Source organism: Rickettsiella endosymbiont of Xylota segnis (genome assembly GCF_964019545.1).
Taxonomy (GTDB): Bacteria; Pseudomonadota; Gammaproteobacteria; order Diplorickettsiales; family Diplorickettsiaceae; genus Aquirickettsiella.
In genome coordinates, this window is the sequence record NZ_OZ026451.1 from 1172627 (window position 1) to 1196755 (window position 24129).

The 24129-nt window shown below is 38.4% G+C and carries 12 protein-coding genes and 1 pseudogene; 3 read left to right on the forward strand and 10 right to left on the reverse strand.

What is annotated here, in order from left to right:
• Nucleotide 1 precedes the first annotated feature (1 nt).
• From AACL18_RS05395 to AACL18_RS05435, 9 genes are all read right to left on the reverse strand, one after another.
• On the reverse strand, nt 2-1234 hold the full coding sequence (locus AACL18_RS05395; protein WP_339049798.1) for a hypothetical protein: 1233 nt from the start codon (nt 1232-1234) through the stop codon (nt 2-4).
• Between the two features lie 12 nt (nt 1235-1246).
• Entirely contained in the window at nt 1247-1552 is a 306-nt protein-coding gene (locus tag AACL18_RS05400) for a hypothetical protein (protein WP_339049799.1), read from the reverse strand.
• 12 nt (nt 1553-1564) lie between these two features.
• A complete protein-coding gene (locus tag AACL18_RS05405) occupies nt 1565-2650 on the reverse strand; it encodes a hypothetical protein (RefSeq protein WP_339049800.1) in 1086 nt (361 codons plus the stop codon).
• A gap of 92 nt (nt 2651-2742) precedes the next feature.
• Entirely contained in the window at nt 2743-3105 is a 363-nt protein-coding gene (locus AACL18_RS05410; RefSeq protein ID WP_339049801.1) for a hypothetical protein, read from the reverse strand.
• Between the two features lie 9 nt (nt 3106-3114).
• Entirely contained in the window at nt 3115-3561 is a 447-nt protein-coding gene (locus AACL18_RS05415) for a ParB/Srx family N-terminal domain-containing protein (protein WP_339049802.1), read from the reverse strand.
• A gap of 14 nt (nt 3562-3575) precedes the next feature.
• Nucleotides 3576-4013 (reverse strand): hypothetical protein, encoded by a 438-nt coding sequence (locus tag AACL18_RS05420; RefSeq protein WP_339049803.1) that lies wholly within the window; start codon nt 4011-4013, stop codon nt 3576-3578.
• Between the two features lie 400 nt (nt 4014-4413).
• Entirely contained in the window at nt 4414-4707 is a 294-nt protein-coding gene (locus tag AACL18_RS05425; protein ID WP_339049804.1) for a hypothetical protein, read from the reverse strand.
• 11 nt (nt 4708-4718) lie between these two features.
• Complete coding sequence (locus AACL18_RS05430) at nt 4719-17441, reverse strand: hypothetical protein (RefSeq protein ID WP_339049805.1); 12723 nt, start codon at nt 17439-17441, stop codon at nt 4719-4721.
• A gap of 57 nt (nt 17442-17498) precedes the next feature.
• Nucleotides 17499-20726 (reverse strand): hypothetical protein, encoded by a 3228-nt coding sequence (locus AACL18_RS05435; RefSeq protein WP_339049806.1) that lies wholly within the window; start codon nt 20724-20726, stop codon nt 17499-17501.
• Nucleotides 20727-20931: 205 nt separating this feature from the next.
• Here AACL18_RS05435 and AACL18_RS05440 point away from each other — a divergent pair, with 205 nt between their 5' ends.
• Together AACL18_RS05440 and AACL18_RS05445 are read left to right on the forward strand one after the other, a co-directional pair.
• Nucleotides 20932-21729 (forward strand): hypothetical protein, encoded by a 798-nt coding sequence (locus AACL18_RS05440; protein WP_339049807.1) that lies wholly within the window; start codon nt 20932-20934, stop codon nt 21727-21729.
• A gap of 15 nt (nt 21730-21744) precedes the next feature.
• A complete protein-coding gene (locus AACL18_RS05445) occupies nt 21745-23277 on the forward strand; it encodes an ATP-binding protein (RefSeq protein ID WP_339049808.1) in 1533 nt (510 codons plus the stop codon).
• A 115-nt stretch (nt 23278-23392) separates the two neighbouring features.
• Here the strand turns inward: AACL18_RS05445 and AACL18_RS05450 are convergent, their stop codons facing one another.
• Nucleotides 23393-23554, reverse strand: coding sequence for a hypothetical protein (locus AACL18_RS05450; protein WP_339049809.1), 162 nt, complete (start codon nt 23552-23554; stop codon nt 23393-23395).
• Nucleotides 23555-23863: 309 nt separating this feature from the next.
• Here AACL18_RS05450 and AACL18_RS05455 point away from each other — a divergent pair.
• Nucleotides 23864-24120 (forward strand): annotated as a pseudogene (locus tag AACL18_RS05455) (tyrosine-type recombinase/integrase); the annotation flags it as partial.
• Between the last annotated feature and the right edge of the window lie 9 nt (nt 24121-24129).

The window sequence follows — 24129 nt, forward strand, 5'->3', positions numbered from 1 at the left end:
TTTACCTCCAATAATTGCCAAAGATAAATCTTGGTTTTAAATTCAATTCATCTAAACCCAAGATTTTCTCATTCATTAAAATTTCAGTCTGTTCAGCCCTATAGATACTTGAAGGATTAATCGTGCCAACTAAAGATCTTACTTGTCCGGAAGCTTGTTGTATCATGCGAGTAGAAACATTTGCCCAAATTTGCCTGGCTTCTATTCGTGAAAATGGTGAATTTGCTCCAAATAAATCTAATTCATCAAGCCATTTCCCTCCTCGAGTCATTTCTAGTGTAATACCACCATTTATAGCAGCATATTCTTGAGATAAACGAATACCAGCATCGCCTTGGCCTAAACCAGACCAAAGTATTAGTTGATCTTGGTTTGTTTTCAGCCCAAGTTGATTAGCATAGTCAACAACCTGGTCCGCCGTCCATCCTTCTAATGGATGCTTAGATAAACTCGGTAAGCTCAACTCTGTTGAATCTAATGCATTATGCCCAAAAAATCCCCACCTATTCACTAAGCGTGAGGCTTGCATTAATCCCTTACCAAGCTGCTGACTTTCTTGGTAGATAGTCTCTAGTGCTTCTGCACCTAATCTTTCTAGACCCACCTCAGCCATGGCGCCCATCGCTAAAGGTACACCCACAGCATAACCAATAGCTTCCCAACGATCAGTGGGTATTTGATCATCATTGCTAACTACAGAAGAAAAAGCTTTGATAGTTCCTTCGCGCATCTTCAATACATCATCAACTCCTCGCCAAAATCCATTTACATTTCTTGGTGGCGGCGGTGTTGGATGATAAAAGTGACTCACCTCTTCGCCAACGCGTTGGCCGAGTCGTTGTGATACATAAGAATTATTAACATCAAACGTTACCGACGGTAACGGTGTATTCGCGGTAAATTCTGCATCATTGATTAACTGCGATTCCCATTGTTGTTCTATCGTGGTTTGCGTAATGTGCCCTGCACCACGACTCGCTTGTTTGCTTTGCTGATATTCGTCTGAAACGGTTTTTGTTTGCAGTTGTTGCATTCCTACTACAGCTGCATCTGTAATTAATTGCGTCGCTAAGTTTTCCACATCGAAACGTCCGCGTACCACACTACTCATACCCGCTACCGCAATATCCGATACCAAACGTCGTTCTAAAGGATCAGCTATTTTTATTTTACTGCTTAATCCAGCTGATCCCATGGCTAAGGCTACACCGGCTAATGGTGACCAAATAACCAAGTTTTAAGGCATCTACAACTCATAATCATCTGGGTTTTGCTGTGTTGTTGTAAATGACTCTGCACCAAATTTATCAATTAACTGCTGTACTTTTATTTTACCCTGTTCCGTAACGGAATATTTTGATAAGTTCTTATTAAGAGTTTTTAATTGTTTTACTAATCCTTCTTGCATAAGAGTATTTATTGCTTCAACAGAATTTACTCTCCCGCCAATGCCGCGTAAATCTAAAGCACGTTCTATTTGGTACCAGGACCATTCTCCATTAGATTTAAAAATTAAGACTAAGATTAAGTCTTTATACGATCGCTTATTCATAAGCGTAGTCTCCTAATTATTTAGCTTCAGTGAGTGCTGGAATAAGAGCTCTTCTTGCTCTTCCATAATTTTAATCGCTTCCGGCATGTACAATTCATTTAAATTGGATGATAGCGCATATTCCTCTAAAGTTGCCGTATGTGTGTTATTCCACAATGATAATTGAGCGCTCTGATCGATAGGCAAACCATTCTTCCAACCTAATCGTCTATATCTCACGAACTCTCTCAATTCATGAGAGTAAAAGTTTCTGTCAATTTTAGTTGCGGGAATTTCTCCATTTGCAATTGCACGAAGCCTTGTGATCATGAATTGATTTGCTGCATCCGGTCCAAATCTTGAAGTATGCGCCTCAACGACATCCACGCCTTGGTGAGTGAATTTGATTTTTGATTGAGTATCTACAAGATTTCGCAGTGGGCCACCAGCTTCTGCTTCGTTAAATACTCTGCCACTAACAGCACCTCTTCCACCATAAACTGTACCTTCTACCTCATTATGCCAAAAAAATCCCCACCTATTCGCTAAACGTGAAGCTTGCATGATTCCTTTAGCTACAGATGGCAACGGTAGTTCGGTTGCAGCTGTCCATTCTGCAGCGCGCGTTTGAGCTACACTTTCGCTATAACCTAAATCCAAATAGTTTTGTTGATTAGCAGCAGCCTGTCCGAAGCTTTCACGCATTACTTCACTATTAGCGGCTGCTCGACCTTCGGCTATTAAAGCTTGACGTTCGAGAACATTTTTATGTCGTTGCTCAAAGCGCTCCCAAAATCCATTGGGATTTCTGGGTGGATCCACATGTTGGAATCGACTGACTTCTTCGCCAACGCGTTGTGCTAAGCCTGAACTATTAACATCAAATGTTACTGACGGTAATTGAGTATTTGCAGTCAATTTTGCATCGTTAATTAACTGTGATTCCCATTGTTGTTCGATGGTGGTTTGCGTAATGTGCCCTGCACCACGACTCGCTCTTTGGCTTTCTTGATAGTCATCTGAAACGGGTTTTGTTTGTTGATGCGCCACATAACCCGCTGTATCAGAAATCATCTGTATCGCTAAGTTTTCTGCATCATTGACTAACTGTGTTCCCATTGTTGTTCGATGTTGGTTTACTTAATGCCTAGAGTAAGCTCAAAAAATAATCACTACTTCTTTTGTCTCAATTATTTTACTTCCTAATCTAATTAACTTTTACTAGCTAAATCTCCTAATAAACAAATTGTTTTTTTTATTCTTTTTGCATTATTAACCTTCTCTAGATAGGATAATAGTTCTACAGTATAAAAATAGTCTGAATTCCATACTTCGGGAGATTCAAAGCAAAAATTATGGATCAACTGAAGCTCTTGGGTAGCACCTTCAAAATTTTTATTTTCAATGTCTAATTTACAATTTTTAATCGCATTAATAGCTACTTCTTTAAAAATACTATTTTCTTTAGTTATTTTTTCTTCTATCTTACGAAGTAGCTGAGCATCATTTGCATTAAATCTATAGGAGGCTAGCTGATTTCTTAAATAAGCTAATTCCAAAATTTTTTCACTCATAACTTACTCCTAACTATTTGAAAATCCTGGACTATAAAAACCCAAATCATCAGTTGTTCTATATCCCAAGTAGGGCAACTCAACTTTTTCAACTGGAATTTCTTTAAGACCTAAAGTTCTAGCAGCAACCAACCTATGGTTACCATCAACGACATAATTCTTACCATTATATTTAATATATTTTACAGTTTCATTTATACCATTTTCTTTAATGTTTTCTACTAATCTAGCAAAGGCTTTTCTACCCATAGTCCTCGGTTGAGTTATTTCTAATTCGGTTGGAGATAGATGAGTTAAAGTTGATTCCTCTACGCCATTATGCCCAAAAACTCCCCACCTATTCATTAATTTTGAAGCTTGTATTAACCCCTTACCAAGCTGCTGACTTTCTTGGTAGATAGTCTCTAGCGCTTCCACACCTAATCTTTCTAAACCCACCTCAGCCATAGCGCCCATCGCTAAAGGTACTCCTAAAACAAATCCTGCCGTTTCCCAGCATCTCGTGGTGCTTCGTAATGTCCCGTATAAACTAAATTAATGGCTTCTAAAGTTCCTTCACGCATCTTCAGTACATCATCAACTCCTCGCCAAAATCCATTGGGATTTCTGGGCGGATCCACATGTTGAAAGCGACTGACTTCTTCACCAACGCGTTGTCCAAGTTGTTGTGATACATACGAATTGTTTACATCAAAAGTAACAGACGGTAATTGTCTATTCGCTGTAAATTCTGCATCGTTAATTAACTGTGATTCCCATTGTTGTTCGATGGTGGTTTGCGTAATGTGCCCTGCACCACGACTCGCTTGTTTGCTTTGCTGATATTCGTCTGAAACGGGTTTTGTTTGCAATTGTTGCATCCCTACTACAGCTGCATCTGTAATTAATTGGGTCGCTAAGTTTTCCACATCAAATCGCTCATGAATCATTATCGAACAGAAAAAACTTCAAGAAGCCCAACAGGTTTTATCTGGAAATTCACCTTTTTCCAATGCTTATGAATAGCTAAAATTGCTCGCTGCGAATACAGCCCCTTATCACCTTCGGCGATCTTTAAAATTTCTATATCTCCAGATTGCTTTAATAATTTTATCTCTCCATTGACAAGCTTAAAGCTTCCTCGCAATTTACCTGCCGCATTTCTAACAGCTCCAGTTGATAACGGAACTCATATAAATAGGTTACAAAATTAGTGTCTTCATTTAGTTTGCGGATTTCTATATAAAAGGCCATTAGGGTCTCCATATCATATCTGGCGTTGTTTCAAATTCTAATGGATTCTATTTCCTCAGAAAATCTTCCGCAGCACTAAATATAAATAACTAATTTAATTTCTTTATTACCGTTGGCTTTTAATTCATTAATAATGCCATCATCTGTTCTAACTGATCTTCTCCCTTTTCTTTTTTCAGCATCTCCGCCAGAAAAACGATCCTCGCCTATAATATTAATCGTTTTGATTTTTTGACCCCCTATATACAAATCTGCCTTACTATTTGGAATAAATTTATCTATATCCGGTATTATTGTGCCTACCAGTACTATATGCCCTACAGAAAGCTTGAAAAATTCACTTACAAACATTTCACATAAAACCATCATAATTGGTCTCCTTATCGATATACCATATTCAAACGTTCTATTTCTTCTATCCTAAGTTGATGTAACAATTTTAAATCTGCTGGATTGTCTAATCCCAATAATTTAGCATGCCTAATCATAAAATCTTTAACATGAACCTCAGCACCTTGCGGAGTTAAGCGATCAACGATACCCAGTTTATTTTGGGTTCCATGTAAAAATTCTTCTAATAACGTAGATTTTCTTGCATCTTCTCTAATTAATATATGATTAGGTGTCATTGTATTTGTACTTCCTTCTGCTCCCATTGACTTTAAATACCTATAATCATCACTACCTTTAAATGCAATATCAATTGATCTTCCTTTGCTTCGCATTGAATTTATTAGTTCATTTGTCATTGGAGCTACATCCTCATTAAGTGTTGAGCTTGTAGGCCCCGTTCTAAATAAAAATGAACCTGATTTCCCTATCTCATTATGACCAAACAATCCCCATCTATTCATCAAGCTTGAAGCTTGCATCATTCCCTTAGCTACGGATGGCAACGGTAGTTCGGTTGCTGCTGTCCATTCGGCTGCTCGAGTCTGAATTACACTCTCGGTATAACCTAAATCTAAATAGTGTTGTTGATTAGCAGCAGCCTGTCCGAAGCTTTCACGCATTACTTCACTATTAGCGGCTGCGCGACCTTCGGCTATTAATGCGCGATGTTCGAAAACATTTTCATACCGTTGCTCTATACGCTGCCAAAATCCAGTTGGATTTCTGGGTGGATCGACATGTTGGAATCGACTGACTTCTTCGCCGACTCGTTGTCCGAGTTGTTGCGCTACATAAGAATCGTTGACATCAAAAGTAACTGACGGTAATGGCGTATTCGCTGTGAATTCGGCATCGTTGATTAAGTGTGAATCCCATTGTTGTTCTACTGTGGTTTGCGTAATGTGTCCTGCACCTTGACTTGCTTTTTTGCTTTGATGATATTCATCTGAATCTGGTTTTGTTTGCCTTTGTTGCATTCCTACTGCAGCTGCGTCAGTAATGAGTTGTGTCGCTAAGTTTTCAACATCAAAATGTCCTCGCACCACACTACTCATACCCGCTACAGCAATATCCGATACCAAACGTCGTTCTAAAGGATTATCTATATTTATTTTAGCGCTTAATCCTGCTGAGCCCATCGCCAAGGCTACACCGGCTATATCAAATTGCTGGCGTATACCTATCGCCATTTCAGTTAATTGTTCTGACACATTCACCATACCCATGCGCACCATCGTCATGACAGCTTTTTCACCGAGCGCTGCTCCTCCAAAACCTGAAGCGAAACCCGCGGTAATCCCTGCGGTTACACTTTCTGCTAAAGAAAAATGATCTTTTAATCCGATACCCACACATAATTCTTGAGCAGCGGCATCCGCCAATCCGGCTGCCACTCCAGTCATTACGGGTACTGATACACCTAAAGTTCCTGCTACACTCGCCACAGCCGCAACTGCAGGTGGATACACACAAACAACCACCACCGCAATGGCACAAATCAACAAACCTAAAAAATCATCATCGTCTGGTGGTGGTTGTGGCGTATCCAGATGTGGAGTGAGAGAGCCTTGGATGATTTGTAATAATTGATAATACGGACGTGCCATGCCGGCTTTGTTATGTACCGAGATAAGTTGTGGGATAACGATGGTTTGACCTGGTATCAATGTTCCGCCGCCATTCGCAGCATCAATATAGCTCCCTAAACTAGCATCACCATACACATTATTCGCAATTGATTCGTAAGTATCTTTATCCGCACAAGTGTAGGTTTGTGGCAAACTCGAAAAATCGTTAGCGCTTGCCGAACTCATACCAATTTCCATTCCAGCACTGCCTTGTGGCCTGATCCAATTCAATAATAAATCAAAGGACTTATTACGTTGGTTTTTATAACTGGCTAAGTATTGACCATTTACGCGATAAAAATAATAAGTTTCCAGATTAGAAATAAAAATATCTCCACTAAAAATAGGGTTTAAGTGCATTCGATGCAGTATCAAACCTTCTGGCGTCGCGATAAAATATTTATCTCGCCCATCTGGATCTTCAGCGCCGCATATCGCGTTCGGCTCGCCATTGGGACCAAAGTAGTTTTTAACTGAGGAATAAGCACTAGTCCCATGGATGTTAGTTCGATAACCCTGAATACTTGCAATTCGCCATTGATCCCAACCTACATAATTACAATTAAGATGATCAACATTCCCTTCCTCATCGCCATAATTTATCGTTTGTTGCTGAGGTAAACCCATCGCCGTTATTTGTTGATAATCTGTACGGTTTACAACTTGAAAATGACCTGGAACAGTTGTAGTTTGAATATTTGCAACTAACCAGGTGTTTTCATTATAAGCTCGTTCTTTATCAATAATGTATACAAGCCCAAATACCCAATCAGACACGATTTTATAAAGTCTTTGCCTACCTGCACTATCGTATTGTCTTTCAATACTTGAATTGTAGGGAACGTCATAGCGAGAACCCACTTGTCGCCCATCGCTGTCATAGAAAAATTTCTCAGTTATTCTGCTTGTGCTTATCGTACTTTCTGTCACCTTACGATCATTTTGGTAAGAAAATTCAGCGCCTTTATTAGGGATTATTTTGATCTGCCCATTTTCAAGAACTCCTTCAGACACAATCACCCTATCTTCAGTATCATACTTCCACCAGACTTCCTGATTAAGTTGGCTACCATCATTGGTTTTTATTGCACCCTTAATAAAGCGTCGATTACTCACCGCATCATAAGCAGTAGTAAAGATAGCTTGTTGGTCCCGTGTTAAGATCTCTCGACCCAATGCATCGATTTGACTGCTGGTTTCACGAAGAATTTCTGCTTCACCGCTAACAACACGGACTGCAATCCGTCGACCTTCTGAGTCATAACCATAAGAGATTTTTTTACCGGTAGCAAAATCATTAATTTCAGTGATTTGGCCAGAAACATACTGATGATGTAAATGTTGCCCAGGCACCGGGGATCTCTCTTGTTTATAACCCAGCCAGACCGGTATCAATTTTACATATTCACCGTGGGACCCCCCCTCTGACATGACATCGACTAATTGTGCTTTGGAGTCATAGCCATAACGATAAAGTGCACCACTTAGATCGGTATGTTGTAGTGGTTTGCCAAACGTATCACGTTGCCAAGTTAAACAACTGTTATCCGGATTTTCTAGTTTGATCAATTGATGGTTACGTCCATAAAACATGCGCGTGCATTGACCGAGTGGCTCATAGCGTTCAATAATATTACCTAAAGCGTCGAAGTTATAACGTCGTGTATTATTGGCTGGATCCGTATCACTCGTTCGCTGTTTTAGTTCGTTATACGTATAACCACGACGACTACCGGAAGGTTTTTGAAATGCTAAAAGATTGTTCTCTTGATCATAAAAATATTTTGTGGCTTGACTCGCAGCATCTCGCGATTCAATCATGTTGTTAAACGCATCAAACAATTGTGTTTTGCATTGTGTGCCTTCTGCTAATATTTCAATAATTTTATGACCTGCGGCATCGAGGATATATCCTTGCGTATTGCCATTGGCATCGCGCCTTGCTATTTGTTGTCCACGAATATTATAAGCAAAAGTTGTAATAGGACAGAGTGCTTTAGTGTTGCCTTGTTCATCGACTACATCCACTAAAGGTTCTATTTTTTGAACAATTTGGTTCGTATCGTTATAAATGTATTGTGTGATATGACCTAAGCTATCGGTTTCAGTTAATTTATTATTCCATAAGTCATAGCTATATTGACGCGCAGGCTGTACCAGATGTTGTCGATCCGGATCGATATTTTGAGTGGTGGGAAATACTAGGCCCGCATACGCAATCACTAAATCTCCGCTATAGGCACCAAAATGAAAAGGATATACACCAGCGCTAAAACCAGTCACATCCACTACAAATCCTTGTGAGATCAAATTGATGCTGGAAAATTGTGTCCAACATCGCATTCTATCCAAACTCACATTCAAATATTCTAGGACTGGTATTTCTTTGTTGGGTGCAAGATCAGGCAGCGGACTAACCACCAGCTGAGTTTTATCGGTAAAATTCAGTTCCGTAATAAGTTCGGGATTAAATGTTGATGCGCTGGGCGTTTCATCGTTGTAAAGTGGTATCCAATCTTCGGGTTCCTGATCTAAAAAAGCAGTCGCATGCTGAGGAACCATTTCCCATTCTTCTTCATCACTACTATCAGAATTCTGTGCCTCCAACATCAGCCAATGCTGTTGCAAACGCGTTGACACAGGCGGCTTACTCAGTGCTGGCCATTTCACGGCTAAGGAAAGTTTCTCAATAGTCTGAATAGGAACCGAAAAATCAACATTGCTCTGAATTTTATTGCCATTTTTATCAGAATACGTCGTACGTTTTTTATCGGGATCAATTTCTACTGTTTGTATTTGTTGTTTTGATTCTCTATCAAGATAGTGACATTCCAATTTAACGACTTGGGATTGTAAAAAGCTGGGGACTTGCCAATCAAGTTCGACATGATTGTCTAAGAAACTAAATTTCAAACTCGTCGCAATCTCGCGAGACAAAGGTTTGTGTGCAGTTTTATGCGTGTAGATGGTAAAAGCTAAGCTTAAGTCATGAGGTTTTTTATCCTGTGTCAGTGGCTTTAATTGATAAACACCGGAGGAATGATGACTGAGATCCACATAATAGGTGTGGGATACTGGATCGACTTGTAATTCCAGTGTTTCACGTTTTTCAGATTCTTCCCATAATTCAACCGCTGAAATATCGCGCGTATTACCGGTTAAACGAACCAAGCTGGGTTGTTTTTCTTCTGGAATGGCCACTAGGTAATGACTGTTGCTACAAAGACCCGTATCAAATTGCACAGTACCTGAGCTAATATAGATTACCTTTTTTTCGTTAGGTTGCATCGGATCGGTAAACGTATAAGTTACTTGGTAGTCATATACATCGGTAGCAAACGTCGACACATCGACACCGCAACGCCCGTCTTGTGTAACAATCGGTAAGCTTTGTTTTAGTGCTGGAAAATCTTTAGGCCATAACGAAAATTCAGCGACTGCATTCTTCTCTTGTGGAATCGGCCAACTTAAACTTTGCATCTTACCGAACTTAGGATAACGATTACTGGCTAATATACTTAACGGAATAATTTCTGGTTGCGAGGTGTCCACTTGATAATTGGCTGGTAAGGTACGTGTAATAACACGACCGGCTGTATCACGCTGATTTTCTGTGCGTTCAACATCAGTAACACTCCAACCGAGTACAGTAGGTAATTCGCGATAAGTGATAAAACCTAAATCTTTAGTCGGCGATTGCAGTCGCAACACAGATTTACCGGTGAGATCATGCAGGAATAAAGTTGCAGCACCTGCTTCAACATTGCTGCACCATATCCGACCTAATACATCAAAGCGTCGATAAATATGCATTTTTTCAGGTTTTTCGCCTTCCATGATTGCTTGATCAAATGCATCATAGGTTAGGCAGTTAGTTTCTATGGTTTGTGTATCGCGGCGTACTTCAACACTAATTGCTCTATTTTGTGCATCGTATTGAAAATATTTTTCGTCTAAATGGATTTTTGCTTCGTATTGAGTTCCCTCTTTTGGTGGTTTTTGTTGCCAGTTAGTTAGAGTCCACCACTGACGTGCCGGTTTGCCGTTCGCCGTATAACTAAACCCTTGAGGTAGTTGTTGATTCGATTGTTTCCACTGCAATTTACCGCGTGCATCATACAATCTTTTTTCTTGTTGATCAGCGGGATCGACAGCTACAGGTTCAGGAATAGTACCTGCTTGAACGGGCTTCGCTCCTTGTTGGAAACGCGTCGTCAATACCGTTTGCCCATGCGCATTATTTCCATAATAGCTTAATGGCACGATAGTGTTGCTAAGACCATGGTTGTCACGCGGCACTTCAGTTTGTGCGAGCTTACAACCGCGTTGATCGTAATAATTCCATTCAATACTGCCATCTTCTAGTGTTTTTGCCAGCAACTGACCGTTCGCATTATATTCATAGGTCACGCTAAGATCTTGAGGAGATGCATCAATAAACGAGGGTAATCCATTGCTTAATGTTAAGTTTTGACGCACGATTTGCAAACGAACTTTTTTTACTAAACGATTCGCTTTATCATAATAAGATTGCTCACTGCGATCTTGTGTAGAAGCTATTTTATCTAATGCATTTTTAAGTTCAGTAAAAGATAAATGAGCGTTTAACGAAGTATCTAATGATTTCGCATAAGCAACACGCTTGATCATTTGACCGAAACTATCATTCTCAAAACGTTGACAGCGATACTGAGGCGTTTGATTATCAAAACCAACGCTATCTGCTTCGGCTAGACCTTGTCCATTGCGATCAAACCAATAAAAATTTTCTTTACTGTGCGCAGGATCAATTTTTTCTGTTTGCGCAATGACTTGACCCCATGCATTATACGATTTACCTAATTCGGCATACTCGTCAGTAATTTTTCCTTCTGGCATGCTTACATAACAATGTACCGGACCTTGACGTTGTAAAGTAACGCGGCCGCATTGATCGCGTTGGTAATCAATAATGCGATCAGCATCGCTATGTCGCGTTCGATAATATTCATCCAATACCGATTTGGGAATTCCTGTTTTGCTATATACACTCAGATCCAGTGTACAAAGCGTCGCATTAATTATTTTTCGATGGATCTTTCCAAATGCATCGCGTTGTTTTTTTGTTGTAACGCCGAGTGGATTAACATGATAAACCAGGCGTTGTTGTTGATCGTACACCCAAAATTGCCAATGGCCCGCTGCATCTTGTTCAGCGACTTTTAGCCCTTTAGCATTGATTGTACGTACAGTGGTTAAGGTTTGTTGGGTTTCAGGGCGATAACGCCAATCATCAGGTTTTAATGAGCTTGCATTATCAACAGCAATATCTGGTAAACGCGTTGATTGCCATTGATTCAATCCGTTATATTCCGCTTCAAATATCCGTGGCTCCTGGGTGTTAGCCGCAGTAATGATGCGAACAATGTTACCCACTTTGTCATAAGTTTTATGTTTTTCTAGCGCAAGAGTCTGGCTGGCACAAGTCAATGCGCCAAATGCATCGGGAGTTACCTCAGTAATATAAACAGGAGGTGTTATTTCAACAACAGGCCGCTTAGCGCGATCAAATACTGTTTTCCAATTCGATTGCTGACGATCGATATAAAGAATTTGATTTCCTACCGCATCGTATTGATAGGTTTCAACATGACCTAGAGCATCAGTGTGTTGTATCAATCGATTTGCTGCATCGTAAACTTTTTTGCTGATACGATCCTGCGTGGCATCCGGTGCTAATGTCTGCAATTGTTTAAGTAACAGCGCATAATCTTCAGGAACATGGACGCGCTGATTAAAATGAACTTCTTCAATCAAATTACCTTTTGCATCATGTTGAAAACCTTGCACCTGTCCTTCTGCATTTACTGTATAAAGCGGTTGGCCTAAGCCATCAAAAAAGAAAAACTGATATCGATCCTGACTCTCATCTTGTTTAATCTGTGAGAGTACTTGTGCTATGGGTAATTGACTCAATTGTAAAGCATCTTCAACAGCATTCGCATAGCTGATTTGAGTAATTAAGCGCCCTTGCTCATCAAAACGTTGTTCACATACATAATTTTGCGGATCGACGGAAAATCGTAATTGACCCACTTCATCCCGTAAAAAATAGTGACAACGATCTTGAGTAGGATTGGCAATTTTAATAACTTGGGCCGCCAATTGTTCGGTGGTGAGTTTTTCAATGCCTTGAATCGCTATACCGGCTGCATACTGTATCGTTTGTATTTCATGTTGTAATGCATCATAACGTTTTTCTTTAACATAGCCCCGTTGGCCAATAATGCTGAGCGCAAAGCGTTGCTTACCATTTGCATCATAAAATTGATACGTTAAACTATCTTCTGCATCTGGCTTTAACATCGCGCGCAATTGTTCGGGCGTGGTTTCATCATTAGGCGTTATAACTTCATTTCCATTGATCGCTTGTTGGTATTGCCTTTCTAAAACGATTTGTTCGGCTGCGTTATATTTCCATTCGGCCACACCACCTAACGCGTTGATTTTAAAACAACGTCGTCCTGCAGTATCGATAATAAAACGAGTGACCTGGCCATTCGCATCAATTTCCGCCAGCACACTATTTTGAGCATTTTTATGGTATTGAGTTTGTATGTTTAAGGCGTCTTTACGTGCGTCCGTTAATGGATCGATAGTCGTTTTGCAATGTCGATTCAAACCATCGTAATCGAGTTGACGAATATATTGATCTGCAGTTGTCTTATCACCTTGGGTTTCATTAAGCAGCTGTTTTTGTCCGTTATACTGTCGCGTGGTCGTCAGGCTTAAACCCGATGCTTGTGCATCTAAGCATTCTTCAATAATAAGTCCGCGTCGATCGTATTTATTTTCTTGGACTATGCCTTTTGCATCAATGGTCTTAACACATTGTCCCAAAAGATTATATTGATACTGTGTTTGGCGTTTTGTACCTTCAGCCTCTTGTATTTTTGTGATGACATGTCCGATTGCATCATAGCTATACTGGGTTTTGCTACCCTTAATAATCTGTTTTTGAATTAAATCACCTAACAGATTATAAGCAGCAACATAGCCTCGACCTAAAGCGTCATTATAAAAACTAATCTGTCCATCGGCAGTATGTTGCCAAGTTTGTGTTTGTTGTTTGGCATCAACTTCTTTGATCTTTTCTGCAAAAATATTGCGAAAAATACATCGTTTGTTTCCTAAAGGATCAACTGTCGTTTCGATACGTTTACTTGCGTTATAAAGATGCAGTGTGGCTTGCCCTAAAGCATTAGTAATTTTAATGGGTCGATCCCAAGCATCATACGTACTTTCACTACGTTGTTGTTGAAATGGACTTTGTGTCCAGATCAAACGTCCTTTACGATCATAACCACGCCGATAATCACCTTTTATTTCATCTCTGAGATGAGTCAGCTTGCCATAAAGATTGTTATAATCACGTTTTACTTTGCTATTTAAGGTTTCGGCTTGACGCAACGTGCTTATTTCTAAGCCACGTGCATCATATTGATGTTGAATAATCAATGTGGGTTGTTTAGTTGCGACGGGTAAACTTGTTTGGCTAACTTCAGAAAAAGCATTGGGAAGATGTTGTGTTTCGAAACCTTCCGCATCGATAACTTTTAATAATTGATCGCATTTATTGTAGAACTTTTGCGTAATCACATCCTGCGACTCATCTTGCAGTGCGTTTAAAGCGCAACGTAATGCATCTGATATGAAACCACCAGTCAGTGGTAGCTTATATTTATCCGCTAATATCGCTTTAACTTGGCTGTAATCGCGCGTCTTAACAATATTATTAAAATAATCGCGCGTATATTCACGAATCTGAACTTGTTTATCAGCAACGACTTGTATCGTTAGCACTAACTGTCGTTCAGTGTTGTAATAAAAATAGCTTAGTTGATCATTTGCTTCAGGACTAGAACGAACTGCCGTCGATAGTTTTAAGCCACTGGCATCATAGACATAACGTCGGGTATTCTCATTCCATATTTTTTCTTTTTGTTGTTGTTTTTCTTCAGGTTTTAAAGTGCTATCGGCATCGATACGCGCCAGCAATTCACTATTCTGTGCCGATGCTACAGCAACAGTTTGACCCCATCCATCAAAACGGGACTCATTGGCGCGATAGGTATCTCCAGTTATTTCAGTCATTGTCGCATCACGCACGCCTTGTGCACTCATTTCGCCCATATTATCGTAACGTGTAAATGTTACTTTTCCATCGGATCGGCGACTTTCAATTTCACGATTTAGTTTATCGTATTTGTAAGTAATCGTTTGATCGTTAACAGACTCAGCAGGTAATGTTGGAATAAGCTGCGTATTGTTATACCAGTTCGGATTGACTGGATTTGTATAACGCTTTTCGCTATTAACTACACCATTCAGCAAATAATCTTTAGTCGTTATATAACCTTCGGCATCAACGCTTAAAATTAACCAACCACGAGGATCATAAAAACGGTATTCATGGGCATCATCGGCATTCGCATCAGGACGGATCTTATCAAAGCTCTGCGTATTGATGCTGATGATTTGTGCTTGTGCATAACGAATGATTTCAGTCACCCAATTTGCACCGTTATGTTTATATTCAGTCACATAACCCGCCGCATCTTGTATACCGACCTTATTCTTATCGGCGTCGTAAAAGATATGCTGTGTTCGATCCCGTTTAGGATCAACGGAGAGAGCAATTTTTTTTCCTTTGAATAAAGCGGTTAATTGCTCGGCTGATAATCGTGCTTCATAGTGGATAGTTACAATAAGTTGGTTGCGATCGTTATAAATACTTTGAGTTAAATACGCTTCCTCGTCGACTTGATAACACAGCCGTTCAGAAGCGTCATAAAATTCGTAACTGATTCTGTCATGGGTCGGATCGCTTATTGACATCTTAGTCATTAATGTCAATAAATCATTAGCGGAAGGTTCGGTTCCTTGCGCAGGACTGGAAGCAAGTTGCAGTTTGTCTATGGCTTTTGCATAACGAACCCTAGCCTTATAACGACTTTGTTGGTTGTAACGAAATTCAGTTAGACTACCGCTGGGATGTACAATAAATCCTAAGCGATTTTGCTTATCATAAAATCGATAACTGAATTGGCCATCCGCTGTCGTGCATTTTTCTGTTACACAGCCTGCGATGTTCCTGCTGTAGGTCGTTTCCCGTGTGACCGATTGATTATTTTCTTGAACGGTTTGTTGTTCTTTAGCTATCCATCCTCGTATATCTAATTCAGTGATCTCTTTACGACTATTCGGTCGAGTAATTTCAACATGCCGATCAGCATAAAGATAGGATGTTTTTTCTTCAGCTGCATTTTCTAATGATATCAACCGACGTAAGTTATCAAATTCTGTGGTGGTATTCAGTGTAGGCTGATCTTTTTCGCGAGTTTCGCTAGAATAATTTAAATCTCCAAACATATTATAGAACGTATCGAGTTGGCTCATGCGATCATCGTCAATCCCTTGTCCTTTAGCATCGATCGTCGCATAGCGATAAGTATGCGAAGGTAAACCTGAGTGATCATTAATTTGCTGGGTTAAGCTTACACACTGTGGATTTTGTTGTGTCACCCATGTCGCCATTTCTGCTAAACTAGGCGCAGTACTTTTCGTATAATTATCAACCGGAAAAAGTCCATCTAAGTAAACCACGGTGAATTGAATAAAGCTCGCATCTCCGACACGGTATTCAGTGACTCGACCTTCTGGGCTGATTACAAAGCGTAAATACAAACCTTTACCACTGTCACCATAAGCTTGATCGTAAACATGTCGGGTAACTTGGGCCTTATTATTGTTATAACTAGCTTGTGTGATTAAATTATGTCTAGGGCTGGTTTGATCGTAAAAATATTCCTTTACTTGACCATTGGCGTTTTGCTGTTTAATTAATCGGCCATCTTCATTGTATTGGAAGCTTTGTTTGGCTTGTGCAGCTGAAGTCGTACTGGATAGTTGGCCGTTTTCATTAAAGGTGTAATAGCTACTATCGACAGTGAGATTTCCCGGAACCCAAGGATAGCCTTGTTCTCGATCGATCTGTGTGATCGATCCTTGCGCATTAAAATATAATTTTGTGGAAGCCTTGACATTATTTTGAATAAGGGTATTACCCTGTGCATACAGAAAGTTTGCCGATAAACTACCGACATCGCTAGAATTTTGATAACTAAAAGAAGTAATTGGCTTAGGCACGCCATCCGGCGTGGTACCATAAACAAAAGACAAACCACTACCATCGCTCTGCTCGATCTTATCAAGATAGGCTAAGGAATAAACGTCCTTATCCGATAACGTCGCTTTACTTTTGGGAGGAGCAAGATATTTATACTCTGTACTTGGCCATTTCGACCGATCGTGCATATCTAATGCAATAGTGGTTTTAGTTAAACGACTGTCAATATCAAAGCTTGAAAATTTTAATAGCGTAGTCTCTCCCATTTTGACTGAATAAATGGATTCTTGATGACTACCATCAGCGAGTTGATGACGACGAATTTCATAACGACCTTCAGGTGCAACTATAGTGGTCAGTTGCCAAGGAGTAGTTTGATCATAACGATAAGTCGTTGCTTCATTTTTACTACCAAGCCGCTGAATTAAATAACCACTTTCATTATAAATTTCTGTGATCTGGGTTTTCGGATCAAACCATACCCACTTTTTCGCTGTCGTATCGTGAGAAAGATAAGCTCGACTATCTGACCAGTACGGAGATACCCATCGATTAGTTTTACTATCAAACTGATAAGATGTTTCGTGACCATCCTCTTCAATTAGGATTGCAGGTGAAGTCTGAGTGCCTGCAGGGAGCGTTTTGAAATATTTATGTGCTAAACGCCAAATCCCAGAAACTGTTTGCGCGTGACTGTTATAAACATAAGACAGTTCAACGGGAAAATTTCTTTCCCGTAATACGAGTTTATGATCAAAAAGAATGAGATTGCCGGTGTTAGCATTAACAAAACTCTGGATTTTTAAGGGACCAAAATCTCGGCTAGGTAAGGCAGCACCCATCTGAGTAAAGGAAGAATAAGAAACTCCAAGACCGAGTCCTGAAATAAGATTAAATGGATAGGCTAAATTCATAGGAATACTTCCTTACTTTTAAATTTTTTTATCAACGAAAAACCTTCTGGCATGCCTTTAAGGACGCGATGATGGTCGACCGTTATCATTGTTTATTTCAGCGGATTCGGCCTCAATTAAGGGTAATCTCGGCGGCGCTGGACGGAAAAATCGATACGTTGATTGACTTGCACGATAACCTCCATATAACAAAGCAATAAGACATAAAATGCCTCCTGCACACAGCAAACTTATTAAAAATGGGCTACCCAGTAACAGCGTACCCTTCAAGGATGGGGATGGGTTAGATTGCGAAACATTCGTTGGTAACCTATCACAGGTTTGCCAATCGAGTTGTTGCAACTGCTCAGGCTTTATAAACTGTATGTCTGGCAACGATGAAGCAACCCGACAAAAACTTCTTAGGGTAGGCACGTCCAAATTATCATGAATAACATTAAGTTGAGTTAGCTTGTTATTGGACTGCATTGGATAAAAAACACGTTTTTCTTGTCTTGATAACTGAGTCGTATTTAAATCATTGGCATGACATGACACCTTTACCAGCTCTTTTGCAAAGTTATTCAATGATGCAGCTTCGACAATATTGTCGTTGAGTATTAACTGTTGTAAGTGCGATTGCTGTAATACCAATGCGAGTGCGTTAAAAAAGTTTCCATCCAGAAGATTATTGCTTAAATCAAGCAACGTTAGCTTAGTTTTACTTAAAGCTTCCGCTAAACGAGGCTGATTACTGATCTGATTTTGGTTAAGATGTAATTCATGCAGATTAGTATTCGAAAGTACATCCAGCCAATTCATTAAGGAGACATCGCTGATTTTATTATTGTTTAAATTTAGTGAGCGTAATAAAGTATGGTTAGAAAAAACAGATGTTAATTCGGCAACGGAGTGATCATTGAGTTCAGCATCTTTACAAACAAAACTCAGCAATTGAGTATGAGGAAGTGTTTTTGCAATTACTGAAAATCCATGTTGAGTTAATTCGCTGCCTGAAATATCAAGATGTTGCAAGGAAGTGAATGGTAAATGTTGTGCTATCTTCAGGGCATCTTGATCTGTCAATTGATTTCCGGCGATATTCAAAGTAGTTAAGTGACTACCCCGAACTTGTGTTATTAAGAATTGGACGCCTTTATTGTTTAACTGATTATTTGAGACATCTAAAGACTCTAAATTTTTTAGACAACCTTGCAGTGCAGTGACATGCTCACTTTTTAATTCAGCATTACTTATTTTCAATATTTTTAAATAAGAATTTCCTTTGAATGTATCACTAAAAACTTGAAGTGCATTTGCAGAAAATTTTTGACCGGATAAATCAAGTGTATGCACAAAACTTTGCTGGGCTCCCACTGCAAGCTTTTGCAAACCTAAATCAGTTATTTGATTATCTGCTAATTGCAAATTATTTAATTTTTGCATGCCGCTGGAAATTAACTTAGCCAATCTTGTCGCACTCGCATCAATCATATTGGTATTGGCTAAGTTAAGTTCGCTCAGATTTATCTCTACTAAAGAATTTAATAACAAGTTAAACAACTCATCATTTAACCATTGGTTACTGATATCAAAACGAGTGACATTGACGCTGGTTAAGAATCGGCTTAATGCTTGAATATGTTGACGTGTAGGTGCTGTATTCGCATCATTTCCTACAGGATTGGAAACATTTAATAATTCCAAGCGCGAAGTCAGCATCGATTGCAACTTATTCAGAAGTTGCTTCCAATCAGTTACTGACCAAGTGGTCCAAGCTTGTTGCGATAAATCAATTTGTTTAATTCCACCTGTGCTAGGAAGTTGGTTAAGATGGTGAAGTAATGCTACCGGCGTCATGTTTTGTTGCAATAACTTGTCTAAACAAGCTTGTGTAGTGAACATATTTTGATAATTTACAAATGACCAATCACAAGCAACACATTCATAACGATCAGTTTGTTGTAAGAAAGTAAAACTTCTTCTCTCGATTTCACAATTTGTTTGGGCATGGTAATGATTCGCTAAATCAGTTGCTTTAAAAATTATTAATTGCAGATAGCGACCGACGGCATACAGCGTGTAAAGTGAAGACAGTAGCGATGGAATAAAAAATAACGGCGTTAACGGACGTTCCGTTTCACCTAAAGTCCAGCTGAAATAACGATTTAATCTGCTCGGCGCCTGAGTTCGTTCAATGAGAGAAATCGAGGCTTCTTCTTCAAGCATTAAAGAATCAATAGGCGCTTGAATTCCCTCAACAGGAGTAAAAGTTAATGCTTGTTCAGTCACAGGCGCTGACTTTAATGCAGTTAAAATAGTTTCCCTAAGCTGCAATAAATTATTTTTTTGCAATGGATCGTCAATAAAACGTTGTAAATTATCGGTATGAAAACTTTCTGCAATTTGCGCAAGCATACGCAGTGCTTGAAAACGTAAAGGAAATCCTCGTGATGGATGCGCTAAATGTATTAGTTTATCCACTAACGCTTTTTTTAAAGCAAAAGAAACTATGGGCGTATTTGAATTGTTGTGCTCTATACCCTCCCATAAAATTATAAATTCCGAATGGGCTAAAGCTTCTCGCAATGAACTCCAAGGAGAGAGTGCAAAAAGCATATCGTTATAAATGCTGGGGGCTATATCGAGTACCGAAAAATTCGGTAAGCTCACTTGGTGATTAATATCACGCCAGCGCTCACGTCGCTTATCTTTGAAAAGAGCGGTTATAAGACTTACGACTGGCGGTAATAATAACGTGCCTGTCCACGTCCAATAGGCTGCTTCATGCAAAACATCACTACCAAAATGATTAGTCCAGGTTATTTGATTGCTTGCTGTTCCACCTAAAATAGATGAAAAAGAAGTGCCGCAACGTTCGTCAGGGAAAAAAGTATAACTACTGAGATCATGAAGTAATAATCCCGCTAATATGGCAGGCTCTAAACCACAGATGAAGAAACTGGCATGATTAAAAAAGTCTTTAATAAAATGCGCAAGTTGAATCTTAGGCCAGGTTTCTAATGGAATACCCTCGCCGCTTAACCAAAATAAGCGTACGGGCGGTTTGATTACCGACGACATTTCTTTATGTTTTATTCCCCATAAAGCAAAACGCGCTGCAAAATTGCTATAGTGCCAATGGCGTAATAGATAATTTTGTGTAGCGGAGCGTGTTTCTTGGATTGGATTTAAAACTGAAGGTTCAGCGGTATCATCTCTGACTAACTCCTCCGCTTCTATTGACTGATAACTGATTCGATCTTGATTTCCATCTCGATGAAAAATTCGTTGAAGAGGTATCATCCCTTTTTCCTTTTTTTTCTTGTTTTTGAAAACTTTATAAAATCTATAATAAAAAATATTTTTTTTATTAGCAAGATAATTTATTTTTTAAAATAAAAAAATTATAATGGAGGTCTTAAATTTTAAACCTTTATTACAAATTAAAACCCTAGCTTAAAAACTTTTAATTCTTTATAGTAAATTCTTTTATAGAAATAATAATAATATGACAAGAAATTCAAGATTAGTTTACGATAAATCAGATAAAATAAACTACAAAAATAAAAACCAATACATTGAAAAAACTAAAGTTTTATGGATGCCCATAAGTGTGGGGCAAGATTATCATGAATTGGATAAACTTCTTGACTCCATGAAACTTATCACCAAAAACTTCTCACATCTAACTTTAATTAAAATTGTAATTGTTGATTTAGCTCAGAAATATCATTTAGCTATCAAAAATAATACCTCTCCAGAAAAAATGCTTTACCAATCAAAAAAAAATGGATTGAACTGGAAGGAAAGTTATGCACATTTAATCAAAGCTCGGTTTAAGAATGTAACAGTTTTATTTAGTACTTGGAATGAATGGTTAAATCATGAGGATCATAAACAAGCTAAACAACAGATTGATGCTTTATATAATGAAAATATAAATTTTAAAAATCTTTTAGAAAATGATGTTTTGGAGTTTGAGCGTAGATATTTTAATCGAGAGAAAAGATACTTTACTGATACTGAAAAAGAATATTGCAGAGAATGTATTAAGGAGGAATGTGCTGCTTTAATTGTATGGAATAAAGATTTAGTTTCCCCAGATTATTCTTGTGTATATTATCCAAAAAAAATACCTGCATCCATGTTGTTTATCAAAAAAAATTATACAAATTTCTTTTCTATATTTGCAGAATTCTCAAAATCAAAACGCAATCATTCTTTAATTTTTCAACCTAGAAAAAGCAGTTTAAATCTGCAAAAAGATACAGAACTTGCTGTTAAATATAGAAAACTTAGTCTTTAATAAAAAGGAATCATTATGACAAGTAAATTTAATCATAAATCTAAGGTTCTAGAAACTATTCTTAATATATTAGACTGCCATGTATATTGGAAAAACAAACACGGTCATTATCTTTGGTGTAATAAAAAACTCGCAAATGTTTTGGGTTTTAAAAATGAAAATGACATTATAGGAAAAACTGATTATGAGTTGTTTGCACCTGATCTAGCCAAGGCAGTAGTCACTCTCGATAAAGCTATTCTTAATGAAGGAAAAGAGTATCAAACTGAAGAAATTGGTTTTGATTCTGAAAATAGAAAGGCAATTTATCTTTCAATTAAAACGCCTATTAAAAATGAATTAGGGTGTGCAGATGGATTAATAGGAATTTCTATTGATATCACGGCCAGAAAGCAATCCGAAATCGCCAAACAAGAATTTTTGATGAACATGGCACATGATTTAAGAACGCCATTATCAGGCATCATTGGTCTTTCCTATATCCAATCTAAAGAGGGAACTAATGCTGTGGATAGACAGCATGGGCAATGGATAGAAGGTGCAGGAGAACAGCTTTTAGAGTTGCTTAACTCAGTTTTAGAAGTAATTGCGGCTGAATATCAAATTGAAAGCATAGCAAAAGATACTATTCATTTTCAGCAATTTTCAGAAGAACTACAAGCCTTGATGCTACCTGCTGTGGCCACTAAGGAATTAGATTTTCAAGTTAAGCTGGATGCCCATTTACCCTTTATCATTACTGATCGAATTAAACTAAAAAGACTCGTACTTAATCTTCTTGCTAATGCGATAAAATTTACTAAAAAAGGAAAAGTTAGCTTAGAAATCAAACTATTATCAGTAAAAAAGAACAAAGCTAAAGTAGAAATACTTGTTACTGATACAGGTATAGGCATAGCCGAAGATAAGCTTGATAAGATATTTGATCGATTTTACCGTGCTCATCCATCTTATCAGGCTGAATATACCGGATATGGAATTGGTTTATATCTCGTTAAAAAAACTCTTGAACTATTAGGTGGAAAAATAAAGGTTTCCAGTGAAGAGGGAAAAGGAAGCTATTTTGCTTTGGAATTTACCTTTCCTTTAGCTGAGGAAAACCTTGAGCAAACAGCTTGTTCAACTTCGCAACCACAAGCAGATTCTTTTAAATCGCATTCTGAATTAGATAAGCATGCAGTGCTTGTGGCTGAAGATAATACTTTAGTCTTGCACGTGGTAAAAAATTTACTTGTTAACTTAGGTTATGACGTTATCACTGTAATGGATGGTAAAGCTGCTTTAAATACCCTACAAACTCAAGAATTTAATTGGGCGTTATTAGATATTGGTCTTCCCAGTTTAGCAGGAACAGAAATCGTGAAAGCTTATCGTCAATGGGAGATAGAGCATAAAAAACCTCGGCTTCCCCTTTTTGCGCTAACTGCTCATGCAATAGAAGAAGTTAAAGAAAAATGTGTAGCGGTTGGTTTTGACTATATTCTTAATAAACCATTTACCGAAAAAGATGTTCAAATTATTAAACTATTTATGGAGAATAACAAATAACGCAAGTTATAAACACTACACGTAATAGCTAGTTACGTTCTCCATTGTTTATTAAATATAACTGAAGAATTTTCTTCTTCTAGTTCTTCTTTTAACACAGGTAACTTACTCCTATTTAATTTGAAAATTCTATGGGATTGATAAAATCCTTGCTTCTGTCTTTTTCTAAATAAAGCTTGAATCCTGGCTTCATGGGTTTTTTAATTTCGCAGCGGTTTTTTCCATTTTTTATCAATGCTTTTATTCCTTTCTCAATATTTTCAAGTTGTTGCCACATCCCAGCTCATGAAAGCTGTTTAGTAGGAAATCGTTTCTCATTGGCTTTTCTTTGAATTTCAATTTTAAAAATATCCTGTTTACGATCTTCTAGTTTTTTTTGACAATGCTCTATAAAGTTTTGATATTGGCAGCTCAGTTGATGACAAAACTTTTTAAGCGTTTGGTTTTCTGCGGCTACAGAGGTATGGTATTTATCTGGATGGAATAATGGAATAGCAGCCCGATAAAGTTCACCGAGCTCCTGAAAAATACTTGCGTACTTTTAGCCGATTCGAATGTTCCTTTATGATATCGACACAATCCGCAGCAATGTAATACTAAAGCATGGAAAAAAGCATTAGCTCGAGCAGGATTTGAAAATTTTCGCTGGCATGAATTACGTCATACCTGGGCATCTTGGCATGTGTGCAAAATGAAACTTTTTTACAAGAGCTACAACAACTAGGTGGCTGGGCTTCTTTTAAAATGGTATTGCGTTATGCACATTTAAATAGTGATCAGCTTAGAAGAGCTGCAGAAAGAATTGCTGGTAAAAAATTGGTACATTCGACTTTTAACTGTTAAGTAAGTTAG